Source organism: Erysipelatoclostridium sp. MSK.7.34 (assembly GCF_019041935.1).
GTDB classification, from domain to species: Bacteria; Bacillota_I; Bacilli_A; order Erysipelotrichales; family Coprobacillaceae; genus Thomasclavelia; species Thomasclavelia ramosa.
On the sequence record NZ_JAHPYJ010000018.1, the window covers coordinates 19500 to 40747 of the forward strand.

General features: G+C 32.1%; 20 protein-coding genes. All 20 read right to left on the reverse strand.

Annotated elements, in window-relative coordinates; genetic code table 11:
* Positions 1-723: 723 nt before the first annotated feature.
* Complete coding sequence (locus KTF99_RS11920; protein WP_008792810.1) at positions 724-1212, reverse strand: hypothetical protein; 489 nt, start codon at positions 1210-1212, stop codon at positions 724-726.
* A 10-nt stretch (positions 1213-1222) separates the two neighbouring features.
* A complete protein-coding gene (locus tag KTF99_RS11925; protein ID WP_008792811.1) occupies positions 1223-1786 on the reverse strand; it encodes a helix-turn-helix domain-containing protein in 564 nt (187 codons plus the stop codon).
* Between the two features lie 35 nt (positions 1787-1821).
* Positions 1822-2034 carry a hypothetical protein gene (locus KTF99_RS11930; protein WP_008792812.1) on the reverse strand — a complete coding sequence of 71 codons (213 nt, stop codon included), beginning with the start codon at positions 2032-2034 and terminating at the stop codon, positions 1822-1824.
* Between the two features lie 13 nt (positions 2035-2047).
* A complete protein-coding gene (locus KTF99_RS11935; RefSeq protein ID WP_118144078.1) occupies positions 2048-2590 on the reverse strand; it encodes a hypothetical protein in 543 nt (180 codons plus the stop codon).
* Positions 2591-2608: 18 nt separating this feature from the next.
* A complete protein-coding gene (locus KTF99_RS11940; protein WP_118144077.1) occupies positions 2609-3874 on the reverse strand; it encodes a CHAP domain-containing protein in 1266 nt (421 codons plus the stop codon).
* Positions 3875-3890: 16 nt separating this feature from the next.
* On the reverse strand, positions 3891-6413 hold the full coding sequence (locus tag KTF99_RS17555; RefSeq protein ID WP_217215578.1) for a VirB4 family type IV secretion system protein: 2523 nt from the start codon (positions 6411-6413) through the stop codon (positions 3891-3893).
* Positions 6340-6753, reverse strand: a complete 414-nt coding sequence (locus tag KTF99_RS11950) for a hypothetical protein (protein ID WP_029482389.1) — start codon at positions 6751-6753, stop codon at positions 6340-6342. Before KTF99_RS11950 ends, KTF99_RS17555 begins: the two co-directional genes overlap by 74 nt.
* 219 nt (positions 6754-6972) lie before the next feature.
* Positions 6973-7275, reverse strand: a complete 303-nt coding sequence (locus KTF99_RS11955) for a hypothetical protein (RefSeq protein WP_029482387.1) — start codon at positions 7273-7275, stop codon at positions 6973-6975.
* Positions 7276-7405: 130 nt separating this feature from the next.
* A complete protein-coding gene (locus KTF99_RS11960) occupies positions 7406-9394 on the reverse strand; it encodes a conjugal transfer protein TrbL family protein (RefSeq protein WP_029482385.1) in 1989 nt (662 codons plus the stop codon).
* The gene (locus tag KTF99_RS11965; RefSeq protein ID WP_029482383.1) at positions 9391-10173 is read right to left on the reverse strand and encodes a hypothetical protein; all 783 of its coding nucleotides are present in this window, start codon (positions 10171-10173) and stop codon (positions 9391-9393) included. Before KTF99_RS11965 ends, KTF99_RS11960 begins: the two co-directional genes overlap by 4 nt.
* Before the next feature lie 47 nt (positions 10174-10220).
* A complete protein-coding gene (locus KTF99_RS11970) occupies positions 10221-10508 on the reverse strand; it encodes a hypothetical protein (protein WP_029482381.1) in 288 nt (95 codons plus the stop codon).
* A 31-nt stretch (positions 10509-10539) separates the two neighbouring features.
* Entirely contained in the window at positions 10540-11313 is a 774-nt protein-coding gene (locus tag KTF99_RS11975; RefSeq protein ID WP_029482380.1) for a hypothetical protein, read from the reverse strand.
* A 12-nt stretch (positions 11314-11325) separates the two neighbouring features.
* A complete protein-coding gene (locus KTF99_RS11980; protein ID WP_009299799.1) occupies positions 11326-11496 on the reverse strand; it encodes a hypothetical protein in 171 nt (56 codons plus the stop codon).
* 67 nt (positions 11497-11563) lie between these two features.
* On the reverse strand, positions 11564-12628 hold the full coding sequence (locus KTF99_RS11985) for an Ig-like domain-containing protein (RefSeq protein WP_217215580.1): 1065 nt from the start codon (positions 12626-12628) through the stop codon (positions 11564-11566).
* 91 nt (positions 12629-12719) lie between these two features.
* A complete protein-coding gene (locus tag KTF99_RS11990) occupies positions 12720-15371 on the reverse strand; it encodes a SpaA isopeptide-forming pilin-related protein (RefSeq protein WP_029482378.1) in 2652 nt (883 codons plus the stop codon).
* Positions 15372-15441: 70 nt separating this feature from the next.
* Positions 15442-16044, reverse strand: a complete 603-nt coding sequence (locus KTF99_RS11995; protein WP_217215582.1) for a hypothetical protein — start codon at positions 16042-16044, stop codon at positions 15442-15444.
* Positions 16037-16846: a class C sortase gene (locus KTF99_RS12000; RefSeq protein ID WP_217215584.1), complete on the reverse strand. Its 810-nt coding sequence runs from the start codon at positions 16844-16846 to the stop codon at positions 16037-16039. The genes KTF99_RS11995 and KTF99_RS12000 overlap by 8 nt, the downstream gene beginning before the upstream one ends.
* Positions 16815-18653, reverse strand: a complete 1839-nt coding sequence (locus KTF99_RS12005; RefSeq protein WP_217215586.1) for an isopeptide-forming domain-containing fimbrial protein — start codon at positions 18651-18653, stop codon at positions 16815-16817. The genes KTF99_RS12000 and KTF99_RS12005 overlap by 32 nt, the downstream gene beginning before the upstream one ends.
* The gene (locus KTF99_RS17245; RefSeq protein ID WP_254210155.1) at positions 18643-20220 is read right to left on the reverse strand and encodes an MSCRAMM family protein; all 1578 of its coding nucleotides are present in this window, start codon (positions 20218-20220) and stop codon (positions 18643-18645) included. Before KTF99_RS17245 ends, KTF99_RS12005 begins: the two co-directional genes overlap by 11 nt.
* 63 nt (positions 20221-20283) lie before the next feature.
* Positions 20284-21243 carry a thioester domain-containing protein gene (locus tag KTF99_RS17250; protein WP_254210153.1) on the reverse strand — a complete coding sequence of 320 codons (960 nt, stop codon included), beginning with the start codon at positions 21241-21243 and terminating at the stop codon, positions 20284-20286.
* Positions 21244-21248: the final 5 nt, after the last annotated feature.

The window sequence follows — 21248 nt, forward strand, 5'->3', positions numbered from 1 at the left end:
TCTGAAAAAAGTCACTACGTAATAAAATGCCAATGCATATAAACTTACACTGATAATTAATATTTCTTTTGAATGGGATACAAAGGTATTTAAAAAATTTTCATCAACCTGTTGAAGTACATTTGTATCCAGATACCAGAATACAAACGTTATAAAAATTGGCACTAACAAAATAACACCAACAATTCCTATCACATTGAATATCACTTCATTTGAGATAGTCTTTTTTTTATCAGGATCTCTCATTTACACATCCCCTTTCTTTGAATAAATAAAAAGAGGCATAATGCCTCAATATGACAAATTCGTCCGACAAAAAGTGAATATTCTTGAAAAATGATTTAGAAATCATTTTTTGAATGAATACTGAATCAAAAATAAGTAGGAATATTCACTTTTGGAAGACAAAGACGGAAATCGTCTGAAAAATGACTCAGGAATCATTCTTTGAGGAAAATAAAGAGGAAAAAACTGAATATTATTTGAATAATATTCAGTTTGTCCGACAGTGAGGAAATCGCCTGAAGAATGATTCAGCACTAGTTGTTCGCACTGCGAACAAGCTCCAAATATGCAGTCCTGTCGGACTGCCTTATCCTGCTACCTAAAAATGATTGAAAATATTCAGGGAATATTTGGAATCTGGTATGGAAATATTTGGGAAAATATTGGAATATTTAGGTAGAACGAATTAATAAAATAAATTTCTTGCCTATTGTTAAATCAATAGGCGAGAAATTCTTTCCTTTTCTTTTTGGTTATTTTTTTAATAATCAATTCGGAGTGATCAAATAATTCACCGCCTCCAACTAACCATTTTTCAATATCATCAATGGAAAATGCGATTGATGCAAGTCCTTCATTTGCAATAATTGACATCAGCATTGAATAATATGACGGGTCATCGTTCATAAATAAAAGCAGTTTTACATTAGGATTAATCAGTTTAAATGTCCGTAGAATTTTGATAATATCTTTGTTTTTGTAAAAAGATTTTTGGATAATTACATGCGAAACGTTTCTATAGCCACCAGTGTTGTTTATAGAAAAGTTTATATATTTATTTGTCATGATATGTCTAACATCACTGTTAGCTCTATCAAAAAAATGTACTTCACGATTTAAATCTTCATCAAAATTAGAAAACTGATCATATATTTTTAAGTAAACATCCTCATCAGCATATAAAATTATCTTTATAATATCTTTCATTTTATCTCCTTTAATATCTGGCATGATTCTTTTTGTTGTCAATTTCATTAAGCAGTTGTTGTTCGTATTCACTTTCAAAACCGTATTTTTCTTCTAAGTATTTCAATAAATGTTTATATTTACTACTTTCATATCTTGCTTCTTTTAATGTTTTAGCATATGTTTGAAGAATTAATTCCTCAAAAAAATCTTTCATCTCATACTTTGTTCTCGCCAGTTCCGTATTAGTAGTATAATCACGTAAACAAAAAATAATAGCTTCGGAAAAGCTATCACACTCAAACTCATGTTGAAAAAATACTATCTTATCATGTAAATCTTGCGGAAATCTAATTGTTTTTTTTACTGCTGATGCGAAGTTTTCTTGTAACAAACTATAATCTATACCAAATTCTTCTTTGATTTTTTTTGGTGCATCATCTTCAATTTCTTTATAAAACCCAGATTCAAACCGCTGATATCTTGATAATGACCATCCAAGTTTTTTTGAAATCTGCAATTGTGTAATATGCAATTCTTTTCTATGCTTTTTAACTTTTTCAAGATATTCCTCATTAAGCTTAACCATTCCCATCGACCATTCCCCTTTCTTTTTATTAAAATAAATAATTACTTACCAATTTGATTATTAATAAATTTTTTTGTTAATTTATGATATTTATTTCTTACATCAAGGTATACGTGCAGATAATATTCTGTATCTTTTCCATTCAAATCATCAAGAATTTCCTCTTTGTCAAGTTTATCTTCTAATGAAATCTTATTATAAGAATCAATCATACATAAAATTCGTGTACGCCAAAAACTTTTTTTAAACTCCATGCTTTCACCTCACTCAGTAATTAATTTCAGGATCAATATCATCAGTTGGCGTATCTTCTATTTCTTTAAGATATTTTTGATTATCATATTCCTCTTTATCTACAATGTATAAATACGAGTATTTAATACTTTCGTCATGATAATCACGATTATCATCATCACCATTCCACACAAATTTCTTATCCCAACTATTACTTCTTTTATCAAATTGAACTGCGTACAAGGTATTCATTTCATCATCAACCAGAAAAAAATAATATACAACTTCCTTGCTTTTTTCATAAACTACTGACTGAAAAGTTATATTGTCGTAATCCTCATCAACATAATCCAACTCCACCATAAAATTTTGAATATCATTTTTTAACTTTACTATCTGATTATCATTCATATCTAAATAATAATCATCATGATAACTGCAAAAATAATAAATCGGTTTTTCATTAAAAATACCGCTTATATTAAAAAAATTAAAACCTGCATATCCAACTAAAATTGCAATTAAAATTCCTACCAGTATTAAAAATTTTATAAAATATTTATTTTCATTATTCATTTTATCCTCCGTCCCTTATTACTGGATGTATTTTAAACACTGTTCTTTTTCTCTTTTCCAACGATTATGCCATCCATTATAATATTTTTTCCCAGTCTTTCCGTACTTTGCATAATCATTATATTTTAATGAATAAAGATAATCATACACTCTTGAAACGAATTCTTTATCATTCATATTACTATTAATCCTGCTATCCATAATAATAGTTACTGCTGTTTTTGTTCCAGCCCAATTCGATAATGAACAGCACATTCCTTTTAAAGCATCACATCTTGAAGATATATCGATACCCTTTCCTGCAAGTCCGCTTTCAGCTGGAAGGTAATAATTATTGTATTCAAATGTATCCTGCATCACTGCAAAATTTTCCGAATCTGCTTCATATACCTGATGCCATGCTTTTTCTAAATTCTTATTATTTCTTAATTTCGATTTTGAAACATTCAAAAAATTAGAAAACGGCGCATATAAAGTAGGATTTGTCTCATAACAAAATCTTAAAAATTCTTGTAAGTCATAGCGACTATCAAACTGATAATACCCTAACGCATAATATCCATCACCCTTAGAAAAGCCTTTATTATAATCATTTCCCGACTCATTAGAAGCAAAAAATTTAAATGCCTCTGATAGAGCTCCTTCAAGTTTTGCCGAACCTGAAGATGGATAATTAGGAGTTGCATATCCTAAAATAGTACCAGTTTCATTTGAAATGCTGTAACTTCTCTTCTTAATAGCATTACCACTGTTACCCTCGATTGTTTTGATTATGCTGCCATCACATTCTTCAATGATGCCAACATGGGTAGAATCATTTTTATTTTTATTTGATGAAAAGAAAATCAAATCTCCACGTTGCGGTACATATGAGTTTCCTGCCTCATAATACTCTGTATAATTAAACTGATTTTTTTCTCTAAACCACTTAATGCCTGCGTCACAGTCAGCAAATTTTACTATTGCAGTATCTAAAATATTTGCTTTGTAGGCGATGTAAGAGACGAATGTTGCACACCATGGTGCACCATCCGCAGCACCTGTATACCATTTTCGATACTTGTCACCGCCTTTAACATTACCGCAAGTTTCATACTCATTATTGGCAATCTGTATGAAAAGTTCAATTGTTTGCATTCCTTCTCGTTCTGCATAGGCATCGTCTGATGACACTGAAACAGAAGTAAGAAGGATTGCCAAACATATAAAAATAATAAAAAGAGGCATACCGCCCCCCAGTAATGTAACCGCAATAGTTTTTTTAATATTGTTAATTATATTCATATAGTTCTAATCTGCTTTAATAATCTGCTTTAATTCGTTCAAACTCTTCTAAATCATCATCAGGCAAAGTAATATGAATTCTCATTGCTGTTTGTGAACCTACTTTAAAATAGCAGTCCCCCATTTCAGCAAACTGAATAAATTCCATTTCACTTTCAGGAATCAAATTGCTTTCCGTATCCTTAAAATATTTAATTCCACCTGATCCTAATCCGAAATAAAACTGATATGCAGACTGAGAAATAATTGCTTCTCCCTGATCTTTTACAGAGTCCTTTAATACATCAGAAATCTGCTGAGTTGCAGTTGTAAGGCCACCCTTACGCTTTCTAATTCGCTTAGCAATTGTCTGAAAATACATCATAATATCTAAACAGCGCGGATCCATTATTACACCAAACTCATCATTATATAGTTGCTGTCTAATATTTTCGGTGTTAGATACTATACTTGTCCATATAAAAGAAAGTACATTAAAATACTGAGTTAATAATACTTTGTTATTGGTATTATCCTGTAATCCACTGACATTAAAACAAATGAGTCGGCTATTCAAATCAATACTAGTGTGACCATTGAATATCGAAGCATCTGCTCCACATGCCATAGGCTCAACAAATGCAATACATTCTTTAATTCTGGTTATCTCTTTTATGTTAGGAGTTTTCTCACTATTTGCTATTTCCAGCAGTCTGTACAGCTCATTATAAAGATCAAGCATTATTGGAAAGTCTTTATTTCTATAATTATCTACAATTATTTGGGCACTGGTTTGATAAGTTATTCCAATTCCTCTATAAATATTTTCCAACGCTTTTTCTATCAAATTATCATGAAGAAGTCTAATATCCTCCTTGGCGTTTCCTTTATAAGCATCAAAGAATGAACGTAAAAATCTAATATGTTCTGATAATGGAAATATTTCAGTTAAAGGCGTTTTTTCATTATCCTTTTCACTTTCAGGTACATTAAGTCTAATTTGAAGTGGATTAATCAAACCTGACCTGCCATCAGAACAGTTTATATTTTCCCCGCCTAAAACATGTACCAGCCTATGCAGTTCTTTTCCTTCAATATCAATTATAAACTGCTTGTATCCTAAACCATATCGCTCTTTAATAAGCCACATCAAGAATAGAGTTTTTCCCATACCAGTCGTACCAACAATAAATTCATTAGAATTAGTTCTATCACCTTTTCTTACAAAGTTATCATAAAATACTACACCGTTTGTATTTTTAGTATTCCCTATATATACAGGAGGGTATCTATATAAAACTTCCTTACTGTCTTTATCTATTTCTTCCGTTGAATCATATAACGCCTCATACACAAAAGGATACATATATCCCATTGTATCCGCTGTAGTTTCCAACATATAATTTTCTACATAATTTTGACAAATCGGAGCAGTCAGATTAAACATTTCCAGTGGCTGGTGTATACCATCTCTAAATTTAATATTGAATTGTTTAACATCTTTATCAATTGCTTTGACGGATTCTTCTAATAAATCAGGACTACTGGCAACAACTCTAATTGAAACGCTAAAATAAATTGGAAAATTTCCATCATTTATTAATTTTTCTACCATTTCAATATTTTCATTGATTTCCTTTTGACTCTTGGCAACTTTTGATAAATCCTTTTCATTATTTGCTCTTTTTTCTAGCGCTCTAATAGATTTATCTATATCTTTCGTAATAGCATCATGAGGTGCAGGTGACCAGTGAAGTGAAAAATCAACTCCTCTGGCAGTAGCCAGATAACACAAAAGAGCCATTACAGGCTCTTTATAAAACGTTGCTAACCATTTAGTCTTACAATACAAATCATTTAATACAATTGACTGATTAAAGCCCTTATCGTAAAAACCAATATAATCTGGATATATACATTCCATTACACCAAACTGGTCTTTATAAACTGAAGGAACAAACTTTCCATTTGCAGGATTATAGTAATTATATACCACTTCTAACATTTCCTGCGGTGTCATAAGTCTGGTTCTTTGATATGAATTTAGATACGAAATCACATCTGCCAATCTTCTTTCGAGCTTGAACCAGTCTTTATCTTTTAATATAATCACAAAACATCGATCTACCAGTTCTCTAGTAACACTTGTATCTTCTAATCTTATAGAAGCATCATCCAAAATCTTATATTTTATTTGATCTATCTCGCTTCCAACAACATCCAGTTGAGATTTTAAATAATTGTAATCATTTACATAACCATCAACGTCTGCAGGAACTTCATAAGAATAAATTTGTCCTGAACCAGTATTAGAATTAAAAATCGAAGCAAATGCATTCATATATACATTTTGATCTTCTTCTTTTAATCCAAACAGGTTCGTACCATCTGTTTTTGCCATTAAAATAAAATGTTCCTCATTATCAATAAAACATTGCCTGTCTTCATTCCATGTAACAGGAATTGCATATTTTATATGACGTGTTCTACCTGTGGTTTCTTTTGTCTGCTTTTTTTGTTTTTTTACTTGCTGTGTACCTTTCTTCTTGGTAAAAATCACTATTTTCTTCCTCCTTATTAATGTTCTCTTCTTTGTTTTTATCACGATAATAGTAATACTGATTTGGTAAAGTAAAATAATACTTGCATGCCAGTTTTAAATGATGTAGAACACTGAGGTGCGAAACTGGTATTTCTATAAAAAGCGATGCTATAGACGCACTTAAAACAACTGCTATCAGCAGTGAATAAAGTTCACTCATAAACATTCCAAAAAACTTAAAACTCAAAACACCTATAAAAAGGCAAAATCCCATCTCACCAACAGTTAAAAAAAGAAAAAACTTTTCTTTAGTTTTTCCTTTATTGATAATTATTTTGTAATCATTTCGATCAACCATCTATACACCTCCTATAAATTATCATCACCTGATTTTAATATAGTAAAATACCTAGCATAAAATGCAGATATCCGTACATGATAAGAATTATTACACATGTACAGAACAAAACTGCCAGGCAGACAAGAACCATTAGTATAATTCCAAGCAGTCTGACCTTGTAATCTGAATCCCCGGTTAGTACTTTTACTTCACAATTGAATTCGATACATAATTCTTTCACTTTTTCATATGTTCTATTGTTGAACCTCTGATATAAGTGATTTTTCTATCAAAAAAAGCATAACTGATAAAATTTCTACTTCCTTCATATAAAATTATTATACATAAATATAAGGCATAACTGTTTTTTAAAGAAAGTTCAGTTAATAAATTTTTGACTATTATATCTGGATTTACAAAACATGCCAGACCTAAAAATATTAAATTCATCGCTACACATTCGGTAATAAAGATAAATATGTTTTTTATTACCTTAAATATATCAATGTTGCTAAAAATGGTATAAAATAATCTGTTCATCCTTATTCATCACCTCTTAATTCCATTTTGTCTATGAATTTCATAAATTTCTTACAGCTGAACGTATTTTTGCATGAAGTTCGTTATCCCTTAATTCACTTCACGCTACAAATGTATTTTCATGTACATTCTATTTTTTAGTTTCATTTTCACTATTTCCTTTATTCCAGTTTCTAGGACCAGTACCACGAACCCCTATAACATTTGCCATTCCATTAACAGCTTTCCTTGTTGTTTTTGTAGGATTGTTTATAAATGACTTACCTGCATTATAAGTTCTATTTGCCACTCCATCTCGTCCCAGAAGACCTCCTGAACGAGCATTAACCTTTGAATTTTTGTTAGCCGATGTTCCTGAACTTACATTCGTGCGGCTATATTTTTCATCATTTGCGTTGTCTGCGCCTAGATTAGAAAATGATCCAATATTGGCATTCATACGTGAACGGTCTTCACCGCCACTATTCACATTGTCCCCAGTATCACTGTTTAGACCCGCTCTGTAATTATATTCCTCATTACCGCTTCTGTTTCCAGATTGGGCATCTTTCTTCTGTTGTTCCTGTTTTCCAAACAAACCATCTCTCATCGCCCTTGTTCTGTTAGCTAAGCCACCGATCCGCTGTCCACCATAATGCTTATTACCCATAATTGCCCCACGCAATCCGCCAGTTAAATGACCAGTATTATCATTATGTCGACCCATGACCTTTCTTCCAGCTCCTAAAACAGCACCTCCAGTCATACCCCATGCACCACCTACTGCGCCTTTTAGCTGCTGCATACTTTCCATTATTCCTTGTCCATAACCTCCAATCATTGACTGAACATATTTAGGCAAACCAATAATTGCAGAAAAAGTACCAAAATACAGTGCAATCGAAGCAATAACATTACTATTTCCGCTTCCTGCTTTAGAAATATCTCCAGCTAGATTCATTAAAAGCTGTAACATAAAAATCTGAGTCACATTTACAAAAAATATACCTAAAATGGTATTTTTCCATACTGTAAACGCCTGCGGATTTTGATAATTTGTAAGTGATAAACAACACAACGGTCCAATTACATATAAAAATCCAATCACAATAATTCTCATTGCTACTTCAATTGTAATAATAAAAAGAAGTATCATAAATATCGCCAGTCCTATCATTGTTCCAATATAACCAAAGTCCCAGATATAATCTCCTGCATGGTCGCAAATATATTCGTATGCCTGTTTAGCCTGCGTTTCATTTGACGGGACACTTCTTGAACCATAACCGCCATCAGACTTTGATGACTCTGGAAAAGATGATGATGAATCCCAACTGCCAAGAAGATCCCAGTCATCGCTACCGTCAGTCCCATTACCGTTTACATCCCAACGATAGTAAAATGACCATCGGTTATAAATTCCCTTTGAAAAAAAATTATCTGATGATCTTACACCACTGTTTTCACTAGGCTCACCTTCATATCCTGCCAAAGCACCGTCACTGTTGGTTATATAGTCATAAAATCTTTCAGCACCTATATCCATTCCTACTCCATCTTCGTTAGTTACATAAGAAAATGTTGTATTATTTCTATCCATACCGCCAAATGCACATAAAGTAGAAACAACCAACTCTTTCGCTAAATCTTTTTGATTTGTATCATTAGATGCCGATGATGAATTATTTAAAGATGTACCGCTGTTATCATTCCAAGAATTTCCATTCGAACTGCTTCCAACGCTGTACTGTTGACCAATAAGGGCTTTAGATACATTTATAGACAGATTATTAGCCAGAGGAACTACTATACTTAAGGAAACTGCAAGCATAACTCCCATAATCGCTCCACCAAGCTTCTTATTCACATCACTAGCATTATCATCTTCTCGAACCATCGCAAAAATAAACTCATAAATTATTTTTGCAGGCAAAATAATAAACATGAGAGTAATTGCAGCTTTATATCCATCCTGAATCCATGTATTGTCTAAAATCCCAAATGATAATACGCCATTAACAAGTGCATTAATTAAATTTCTGACACAGTCTATTTCAGTTTCAATCAGTTTCCATAAGAAATCTCTAAAAAAATTAGCTACATCCTCGCTGATTCCGCTAAATAAGCCCATCATCATCATTTTACAAATACCTCCATAATTTTTATTAAAACAATCGTAATAAATATACTGATGGATGAGCATATAACTGTAAATCTGAATATATTATTTTTAGCATATTCTATAATATGGTCTTTATACTTACTTATTTTGTTATTTTTATTGGTTTCAAATGTGTTTATGTGCTGTAAAATAATTTGAAAATTTTTCTTATTTTCATGGTTTACATTTTCAATCTCATATCCTATTTCTCTTAACACTTCTTTTAATTTTTCGATCTGTTCATCATTTATATCAAATTTTGATTTTCCAATATTGTAAAATCTTTTACCAATTTCATTTAAAATATGATTATTTTCTATATTCATCTTTTTAACAGAGGAAATTTCTCCAAGCAGTTTGTTCAATAGCTCGATAATTTCATTATCTTCAGTACTACCACCAGAAATATCAAACCCATCTAAAGATTGGGCGTTTTCAAAAAAGAATGGTATATCACTAGATTCGCTTGTTGGAATATCCCTAACATAATATCCATATTCATTAGATACTTTTCTCTCTTTAAATTCTCTATACTGATCTCTTATTTTAAAAATTGGTAATAATATTTGACCACCAGTATAGTCATAAAATTCAATAAACTCTTCAATATTATTTTCAAAAATATTCCTAATTTCATTGATTGTCTTTTCATTAACCCCTGCAATAAAACCAGATCGATTTTCCTTATCTTCATCAATCCACTTATTGAGTCTTTCTTTATCAAAAAATTCATACCACTTTTCTAACATTTGTTCCAATTCTATACCTCCTTTCAAAAATATAAAAAGAGGCAAATTGCCTCTTTCTAATTAAAATATGAAGATAATACTTTGATTACTGTAGGAATTGCAAAAATAAAAACCAGTCCTACAAATACCCCTCTTGTTTTCTTATCCCACATTTGATCTTCCTGTGCATCAGCAAAAATTTGTCTTAATTTATAATATACACCCATAGCTGTAGCAAATAATACTGCCATTGTCTGAAAGAACAAAAGCGCATCTTCAGCAAAAGGGGTTACAAGTTGAATTAATGGATCAAATGACCCCATAGTAGTTATTTTGATAACTTCCATTGTAATAATTTCTTTCATAAAGTCTCCTTTCTAAAACTACACAAAACCGTTATAATCCTTGTTCCATTTCTTCACTTTCCACTTCGTGAGTAGTTTGTTCTTCGTATTCATTAGGTTTTTTAAACAACTCAAATAATTCCTTTCCTGTTACTGTTGCTTCGATAATTTTATCGCCAAATACTGGTTTCATTTGGTTTTCAATATCCTGACCAACAATTTTAGAACGCATTATGTTAAATTTAGAGTTTTTTGGGATATTAACAATTTTAATATCATCTCTTCCTTTTATGTCTTTGATACAGTTCTGACTGATAGTTGCTCTGCACCCCATCAAATCACCTGCGTATTTTGGAAGTAAAATGCTTATCCTTTTATTTCCCTGTTCAGTTTGATACGGTTTACCTAACTGTTTTACCGAAACGGTAAAACTTAACCACTTTGTATCTTCAATAATATCTGCAAGTTCATTTGGCGAAATATTTTCAATTGCAGAAAAAAGATGTTTATGTCTACCATCTTCTAATCTTTCTTCGCTCTTGCCCAAATCTAAAGTAATTTTTAAATACTTATAGTTATCAGGAAAATCAATATAACATAATTCACCTTCTATTGCCTGACTTGTATACCAGACAGGTACGATAAATGAGGCACGTATTGAATCTGGTAATTTTCCTACTTCATTTCCATTTTCATCTAATGTATTTCCAAAGTCACATCCTTTTGGCAAAATAAATTTATAGTAATCTTTTTGATTGATTGTTATACGGTTTACTGAACCATCTTCCTTTCTTACTAATAATTTTTTATTTAGTTTAATTCGCATAATTATTCCTCCTTAAATTGATAATGCCATTGCAACAGTTAAGCCAGCTGCTATAGCAATAGCCAGTCTTGTTACAATAAATACAATTACATTTTCGATATCATTTTTAATCAGTTGACATAAAAAAACGATAAGGCATCCTACTGCAACAACTACACCACAAATAATTCCAATAATATTCATTTGCTTTTTCTCCTTTCAAAATATAAAAATATATAATAAAAAATCCATTGACATGGATTTTTATTATCTAACCGAATGTTACTTGATATCCCTTGCCATCTGGCATTAATGAATAAGAATTTACGACCCCACTGTTCACTTTACCCTCGGCATAACTTAATGCTTCATTGCATGTAGCAATCGAAACCCCAGAAAAATATTTATTATACTGTGAGGGATTGGTAACCTTATTGCCACCTGTCCCGCCACTCGAACTATTATTTGCATTATTTTTATTATTATTTGAATTTTGACTGTTAGCATTGTTGTTTGTCTCTTTAGCTTTTACATTTACATTAATTTCTTTTGCGAGATTTCCACATGTGACTCTTATAATTGCAGTACCTGGAGACACTGCTGTAATCTTTCCATTATCAACTACCACAATAGTGTTGTTGTCGCTCGTCCAATTTACAGTTTGATCTTTTCCTTTAACCTTCGCAGATACAAGCAATGTCTCCCCAATATTTAATGAAATATTAGTTTTGTCAATCTCCAGTGAAGCCTTTTCATATATATTCAAAACAAAATCAACACTCGATTTATTTCCTGCTTCATCTTTAGCAACCAATTTAAGATTGTACTTACCCAATTTTTTAGAATTATAATCACCTTTTATTGAAATCCTGATATCTTTCTTCTTGGAAAGATTATCCTTTATTTTGTAATCTAAATTCTTTTTTGAAAACTTTTCTCCAACCGTTAAATCAATTTCATTATTTTGTAATAGAATCAAAGGTGCAGTTATATCTTTTACAGTTACTTCTACTTTGTATTTGTAATCACCTAAAGAATAAACAAGTACATGTTTACCTAATTCATCTGCATCAAACTCAGGACAGATAATACTGTAATTATCAACAGTGATTCTTAGCTCATCCTTTAATCTATTGCTGTCTTTAATTTTTATATCATCTATACCCGACACAAATTTTGTAGTATCAACATTCTTTTCCCCATAGTTTATTACTATATTGCTATTAAATTTTATTTTATCTTTGCTGAAGTTTGGATCACTGAATAACTCACTTTGACAGCCACTAATAAAAAACATTAATATAAGTAAAAATATTACAACATATCTTTTTTTCATATTCTCCACACACCTTTCTTTTTTTGTATATGCCATCTAAATTTTTAAATAGCATATACAAAAAAGAGGCAAATTGCCTCTTTTAGTTTAATTAACAACTTTTTTTCCTTCTATAATAAACAAGGGACATTCCTAAAACTGCAACACCTGTTAAAACAAGATAACTAAACGGATTGCTTAAATCACCAGTTTTTACCTTTTTAGCAACAGGCATAAGTTCATCATACATTGTTATTTTTTGAACTTCTCCAGTATTGCTAACTGTAAATTCTTTATTTTGTGCAATTTTATAATTTACTGGTGCAATTACTTCTATCATTGTATATGTTTGGCCAACAGTTAATCCAGTAATTTTATGTGGTGTTTTTCCAGATACCCATTCATCTACAATATTTCCGTTTTTATCTTTAATTTGCAAAGTTGCACCTTCAAGCTCTTCCTGAGAAGTTATATCCTTCTTATAAAATTCAAATTGAGTAATTTCATCTGTCATGTCAACAGTTAAATTTTGTTCTTTATTTGTTTTAAAGCTAACTGGCTCGGCTGTTGCATATCCATCAGGACTCTTAAGCTCTGTAATAACATATTCCTGATCTTCAACTGTACCTCTGATCATATGTGTTGTTTCATCACCGTTGATATCGATGTTATAATATTTAGTTTCACCATTTGCCTGCATTAAAAGTCTATAATCATCTCTATCTGCATTCTTAGAAATTCTGTAATATGTACTTGAATCATCTTCAATGTTAATAAACATATCACTAACAACTTCACCTGATGTAAGTTTAGTTTTCATATCCTCAGTAATATCGAAAATATGTTCACCGCTTGTCCATTTATCAACAATCTGTTTAGTTTTAGTACTTGTTACCTGGAATTCCCCTCCTTTTAAAAGTTTATTTCCATCGTTTCCGTTTTTCGCAAACTCAACACTGAAATTCTTCATTTCAATATCTTGGATATCTCCATCTTTGACAGTGAACTCGATAGGTTTTGCTAAAACATAACCTTCTGGAGCATTTACCTCACGCCAAATATAATCACCAGTTGGCAATCCGTCGATTTCTAGATCATTATCATCTGTGATCCAGTTATAAACTTGTTCACCAGTTTTGGCATCTACGATTTCCATTGGAACACCGTAAAGATTGTCGCCATCAGCAGTTACCTTGCTGAAAACTGTTTTTGTTAATTCATTATTTATATTTAATGAAGAAGTGTAAGTTAATGTAACAAAATCCTGCTGTGCAAACTGTACCGTTTTGACTTCTTTATCTAAAACAAAACCATCTGGGCATGCAGTTTCTTCCACACTGTATGTCCCCATTGGCAATCCAGATAAAGATAACTTACCATTTGTATCACATGAATAAATACCGTTTTCTAATTCTTTACCATTCACTAATTTTACGACATCATCATTGCTTCCTTTACCTGAGCCAACAGTAATCGCATCTCCTTTAGAATATAATTTTTCTAAAGAAACACTATCATAAATATCTTGGTTTGCAGTAATCTTGAATTGTACTTTTGTTAAATCATAATCAGCTTTATTTACTGCATTTTCATTAGAAGTTTCTAAAGACTTATTTATCTCTAACGTACCTGTAGGTCTTAATTTATTGACAACGATCTGTTCTGTTGTCTGATCTTTATTAATTGTTACCTGAAAAGTCTTTTGAAGAACCGCATGACCATCAGGTACTTTTGTTTCAGTGAGCAGATATTCTCCAACAGGCATACCGCTCATTGATAATTTGCCATCTTTGACTACAAGTTTTTTTTCAAAATCAAGTGTAGTATGTTTTAATGAGAATTCTGAACCGTTAATCAATTTTCCTGTATCATTTGTTTTTCTTAATTCAAAATCACCTACATCCATCCACTTTACTTTTAAACTCAATGTACGAGGATCAGTAGTAACCGATATTGTTCCTTCAGTTTGATAGTTTCCACCTGCAGAAATTGCTAAAGGCGCAAACATTGTAAGATTATTACCTGCCAATTCCCCGCTACTATAATCATCCATTTTTTGTAACGGTGCTGACAAATAAAAAGTATCACCACCGTTAATCGAAACTGTTCCAGTATTTACTGTTCCCTTTGTTACATTATGAAGCTCTACCCCGTTTTGTAGTGGAATACTAATAGTTACCTCTGATGATGTATTTAATGTTATATTTTCTGTTCTCTGTACTCCTTCTTCAAAATAAGCTTGAACATTATTATTTGTTAGATTAAATGTTTTTGTTGGTACAGGCATAGACTGAATCTGATCGTATCTCGCTTTTAAACCAACACCATGTGCTTCTAAGTCATCCCAATCATTGCCACCATATAAATCACCTGAATATGCATAACTAGCCATAATGTGCGTATAAAGATATTTAGTAGTATCATTTGTAACTTGGTCGTCTCTAAATACATCGCCAGGTCCGCCAAATCCATAATATAACACTTTCAATAAAGCATCATTGTTTTTTATAACATAAGGTGCATACTGCCCTTGTGGGGGAGTTTCTTTTGATGCTTCTAAACAATACGCTAAACTGCCGTTTATATAGCACATTTTTGTAGACCAGTTTCCAAGCCAGCTTGGATAACGGATTTCCTGTCCCCAGGTCAATGTAGCGTTTAAGGCATTTGCCTGAGTTAATGTCGATGCACTGATACTTAAAAACATCGCCAGTACTAACATAAGCTGTTTCCAGCATTTTTTTATTTTGTTTAATCCTTTCATTTCTCTACCTCACTTTAAGTTAAAATAAAAAAGATATCATTTTAATATCTAAATAAATATTAATTTGTATCTATATCGCCTCCCTTCGTATTATTGCAATAATAACAGCACTAACTCCTGCTAATACGGCAAATAGTTTCAAATCAACTGCATCACCTGTTTTTACTGCAATTACAGGTGAATGTTTAGGAACAATACTGATATCATAATTCATGCTGTTTTTGCTTTCATTATTAAAAGCAGGTACGGATATCAGTGTTGATACGATATTCTCATATTTATTGATATCTGTTGCCTGAAGCAGATAAACACCCTTTTCTAATTGATAAAATTTGACCGTTCCATAGTCATTGGTAGTTTTTCTAGTTCCAACTATATTTTTTGAAACAGTAATTTTTGAAATAGTGTATGCTGCATTTTTCATATCTTCTGCCGTTTCTAAAGTGTTTAAATCAATCTCAATATCCTGCAGATCATCTATAAAAAGGTACTGTCCATTAACTACATCACCAACTTTAATTAATTCTAGTTCTACGTTTTTAACACTAGTTCCCTTTTTTCCTTCTTCAAGATTTACTGTTATAGATCCGACTTCGTCTAAAGCAGAAACAGCGGTTATACTGATAAAAAATAAAAAACCCGTGAATACTGCTGTAATTAATTTTTTACACATTTTTCACCCCTCGTTTTCTAAAAAATAGTATGCCTGCCACTGAAAACAGAACAGGAATAACATAGAAAATAATTTCTCTTAATGACGGCATACTGCTTTTAATTGATTTCTTTTCCTTTTCCTCATATGGAACTCTTTTGCCAGTTATTACAAGCCTGTTAGTATTTAGCCCGTAAGGAGTACAGGTAATCAGTGTCGCTAAATCCTGATTATCTATAATTGAATAACTGACCTTATCAGGCAGTACTACCTCTATTTTATTTATTTTATATGCTAAAGTTTCATCGAGTACTTTAATAAAAAAAAGATCACCCTTTTTAAGTTCGTCTAATCGAGTAAAAAGTTTGCTTGACGGCAAGCCTCTATGGCCAGTTAAAACAGTGTGGGTATTGTTACCACCTACAGGCAAAGAACTGTCCTCTATATGGCCAGCTCCCACGTTTAATACATTACTTTCTGTACCATGATAGACAGGCATATTTACCTTTATTTTTGGAATTTCTACAGTTCCTATTACACCATTTCCAAGATCTAAAACATTTTCATATTCTAACCCTGAATCCTCTGGCAGTCCCTTTTCTTTTGAATACAGGTTATCATTCCATTCATGAGCTTCGTTCAGCATTAACTGTTTATTTGCTCTGCTCAACTCACTGACAGAATTGTTATATGTATCGATCTGATCTGCCTGTTCTATGGACTCTATATAATTAGAAATAACAGGATAGCTCACAAGAGCCAGTCCTGTTATAAAAATTAAAATATCTTTTTTAAGAAATTTGAGAATTCTCATTTTTTTCATTTTTTCTTCTTCTGACAAGTACAGTTACCATCACCGCAGTACCCGTTGCAACTAATAATAAAGTGGCCATACTACCTGTTGCAGGAAGTTTAGATCCGACTTTATTTACAACCTTGATATTAAATGTACCTGTATCTACATCAGTTGATAGTGTTTTGTCATATTGACTATATGCGCCTGTGTAAAATTCTTTAAAACTTGCTGTTGCTGCTAATTTCTGTAATGTCTTTGCTGTTGCACCATCGCCCTTAACATAATTTAATCTGTTGTCAGCTCCATAAGTTGCTTTTACATCGATTTTTATAGGGTCTTTTAATAAACGGTAACCGTCTGGCGCCTTAGTTTCTTTCAGATAATATACCTGTGAATCAAGACCAATAATATTGAAAACACCATTTGAATCAGATATCATTTCAACTGCTCCATTAGGTGCAGTATCACCTGTTACGCTGTCTCTATTGATTACAGTATAACCGTCACCACCGCTTGCTTTTTTAACATATACCTCTTTAGTACAGTCCTCATCACTGTATAATCTAAATTTAGCACCTTCCAGCTTTCTTTCTGGAGTCTGGTCATTGACCTTAATACCGTCCATTCTAAATGTAAATGCCACTACTGTATCCCAAGGTGTTAACCCTGTTTTACCAGTCCCGTTACTGTCGGGATCGTTAGAATATTCCAGTCTTACATCATTTTCAAAACCTGCTCTACCAGTATCAGCCTGAGCAGATTCATTTAAAGTAGCATTATATTCTACAACAATTTTTTGACCATACAGCTTCTCTGTTTCTGGATTTGCTCCCGCTTCAGATGCATAAAAATATTTATTAATTGTCGCTTTTAAATCTGTAATCTGGATCTGGAATGTTTCTCCAGTTAGACCAGTTGTTACAACTTTATAATCTGTATCTTTTACAAGCGTCTTGTTCCCGACTTTAACAACTACACTATCATTATTGAATGTTAACTGGCTGTCCATACGGTCATGCATTGCAAAATAATAATTTGCATACCCGTTCATATTTGGCGCATATGTCAGATAACGATATGGAACTGTCTGTCCAATCTCATAATCTCCTACATCGTTCCAACCATCCTTGTCATTTCCGATTGTTTTTTGGTTATCATCTTCTAAAATCTGTTTTTGAATTACAGGAAAATCTGATTTTATATCAATTGCAACATCTGGATTAGCAGTATTGACCATAATCATAGATGAAGCACTGTGCGTTCCATTAACACTGGTAATTTCATCAATAACATACCACCCGTATGCAACATCTAATGTATAACTGTCTGTTGCTGTAGATGGAACTGTTAAAACCTGAGTAGGGTCGGCTTTATCTTCAACTAACATATTTCTCAGACTCTCAACAAAATATCTAAAATTAGAATATGCAGTCTCGTTTTTCTGTGTCTGTGAAACATCATTGATCACCTGATTGTTATTTAACGTTTGAATATAATCTATGATTGCATATTCTGTATCTTTTCCAGTAACCTTCTTTAACGATTTTTCATATGCAGGGTTCATTGTATAGTTAATACTTTCCATTCCTGCACTGTTTTGAGCATCAAAGATACGGTAAATATTAAATTTCTTCCCTGCCAGACTTTGAGTAACTCCATTATCTCCTACATTGGCATTAATAGTTATATGTCCTGTTCCTTCAGCATTTAGTTTCGTAAAAATTCCGTTTCCAGTATTTCCACTGTTGACTAAATTTGCTACTGTTCCTGCTGTCGTTAAAGACAGTACACAAGCTAAAGCGGTTATACCTAATTTTTTAATTTTATTCATCATTGTTTTTTTCCCTTTTGATCGAAATTAATAAACATAAAATACCTGCCCCTGTTAAAACAATCGTCATAGGACTTCCAGTTGCAGGAAGAATAGATCCTCGACTGTTTATAACTGTCAAATTGCCAGTATATAAGCCATTTTCTAACGTTAAGCTGTTATTTTTGTCATCTTCCTTAATCTCTTTGTCATTAACAAAAAAAGTGAACTTCCCGTTCACATTTTTTAATGATATTTTAATTGGATCTTCCAGCAGACGATAACCTGCAGGTGCTTTTGTTTCTTTTAAATAAAAATCACCAACAGAAATCCGATCAAAATTCAATTGACCGTTCTTGTCGGTTTTTCCTTTTTCTATTTCCTTCGTACATTCCATATCAGAATATAAGCTAAATTCAGCATTCTCTAATACTTTACTGTTATCATTCTTCTTTGTAATTCGAAGATTGCATATATCTATTTCATTTTTAACAGTAATGGTCATTGTACCATGAAACGGCACATTAAAAGTACCATCTTCTACAGTACCATTCAGATCTGAAACACTGAATGCCCCCTTCTCATCAACATAAAAATAATATTTGGTATTATTTAATTTATAAGAGTCAGGCGCTTTTGTTTCCTGAAGATAATAGGTTTTCTGTCTTGATAAATAAAAAACAGCAATATTGCCATTCTTATCTGTTTTATATGTTCCTACTTTCTTTTTATCTGTAACGTTGTATAAATCAAATTCAGCATTTTCAAGTTTTTTACCCGAATCCTTATCAACTTTATAAACATTTATAAAAGTAGGATAGTTGTTTATTTCCCATGTCACATCCAATCCCATATGCAGTTTAGAATCAGTTTTATCATTAGTTATAGTAAAATCGTATGTACTGCCATCATCACGGAAACCATCTGGTACCATAGACTCCTTTAGGGTGTATTCCCCTAAATTAAGATTATCCAGTTCACCATAACCGTTTTCATCTGTTGTAAGATTTCCTACTACTTCGCCCTGCCTATATATAACAGTTCCCTGTGGTGTTCTTATATCGTTTCTGGCAATCACATCAAATGTTGCGTTTGCTAATTTTTCACCTGCATGATAATCTAATTTATCAACAGATATTTTACCCATTATCCTATTGTTTACAACATTGATCGTTGTATCACTTGGCCAAAAATTAACTGCATAAGAATAAATATTTTGCTGTACAGCAGTATTATAATAGATATGAATCACGTACTGTCCACTTTCAGGCATCTGCTTATTTGCACGCCATACCCCGTCACTTTCTTTTGCAAGGTGAACCCAATCAATATCATCTTGTCCCCCATTAATCGACCATGTAGGAAATTTAATCTCTGTTACACTATCTGGTACACCATCCACCTCATATTTTATGTAATGGTTGTCCGCAAGTGTAGACGATAATTTTACATTTACTTCTTTACCTTCAATTTCTGCTGTAAAAACACTTCTGTCGATATAGCCGTCTAATGTAAATTCCTGCTCGTATCTCGAAGAAGCTGTATATCCATTTGGTACTGTTTCCTCTACCTTAAATTTACCTTCATTCAGATCTGTTTTTTCTAAAAAATCACTCTCATATAATTTATTGGTAGAATTATATGAAAACTCTCTTCATTTTTCATATTGACTAGTTGTCTTATTCCACTGTAATAAATCAAATTTAGCGTTAGAAATGTTTTCACCAAAATTGTCAGTTTTATTAATACCTATTTGACTGCCATTTAACCAACTGACATTAAAACTTAATGTTCTTGGGTCACTAGTTACAGAAAGTGTCGCCTCTGCTTGGTATCCACCCCCTGGCATTATAGCCAAAGGAGCATACATTGTAGAATTATTACCAGCTAATTCACCGCTACTATAATCTTCCATTTTTTGTAACGGTGCTGACAAATAAAAAGTATCACCACCATTAATTGAAACTGTTCCACTGCTAACTGTCCCTTTTGTTAGATTATGAAGCTCTACCCCTTCCTGTAAAGGAATGTCTATTGTCACATTGCTTTCAGCATTAAATGTATTGTTTTCAGTTCTCTGAGTACTTGTGCCTGAATCATAATATGCACTTAAATTAGTTTTAGTTAAATTAAATGTTTTTGTCGGTACTGGCATGGACTGAATCTGTTCATATCTCCATTTCAATCCAATTCCATTAGCCAATAAATCATCCCATGACTTACCACCATAAATATCTCCTGAGTAAGCATAACTAGCCATAATATGCGTATACAGATATTTATTAGTGTCATTGGTAACTTGGTCATCTTTAAAAACATCTCCTGGTCCGCCATAACCATAGTAAAGAACTTTCAATAGTGCATCATTATTTCTAATAACATAAGGTGCATATTGTCCTTGTGGTGGCGTGTTTTTTGAAGATTCGAGACAATACGCAAGTGATCCATTAATATAACACATTTTAGTACTCCAATTGCCTAGCCAACTAGGATAATAAATTTCCTGTCCCCATGTAAATGAAATACTGCTTTGTGCCATCACTGGAAATACTGATGACAAAATACATATGATAGAAAGAAACGTAATAATAAAGCATTTAATTTTTCTTGTCATTTTAT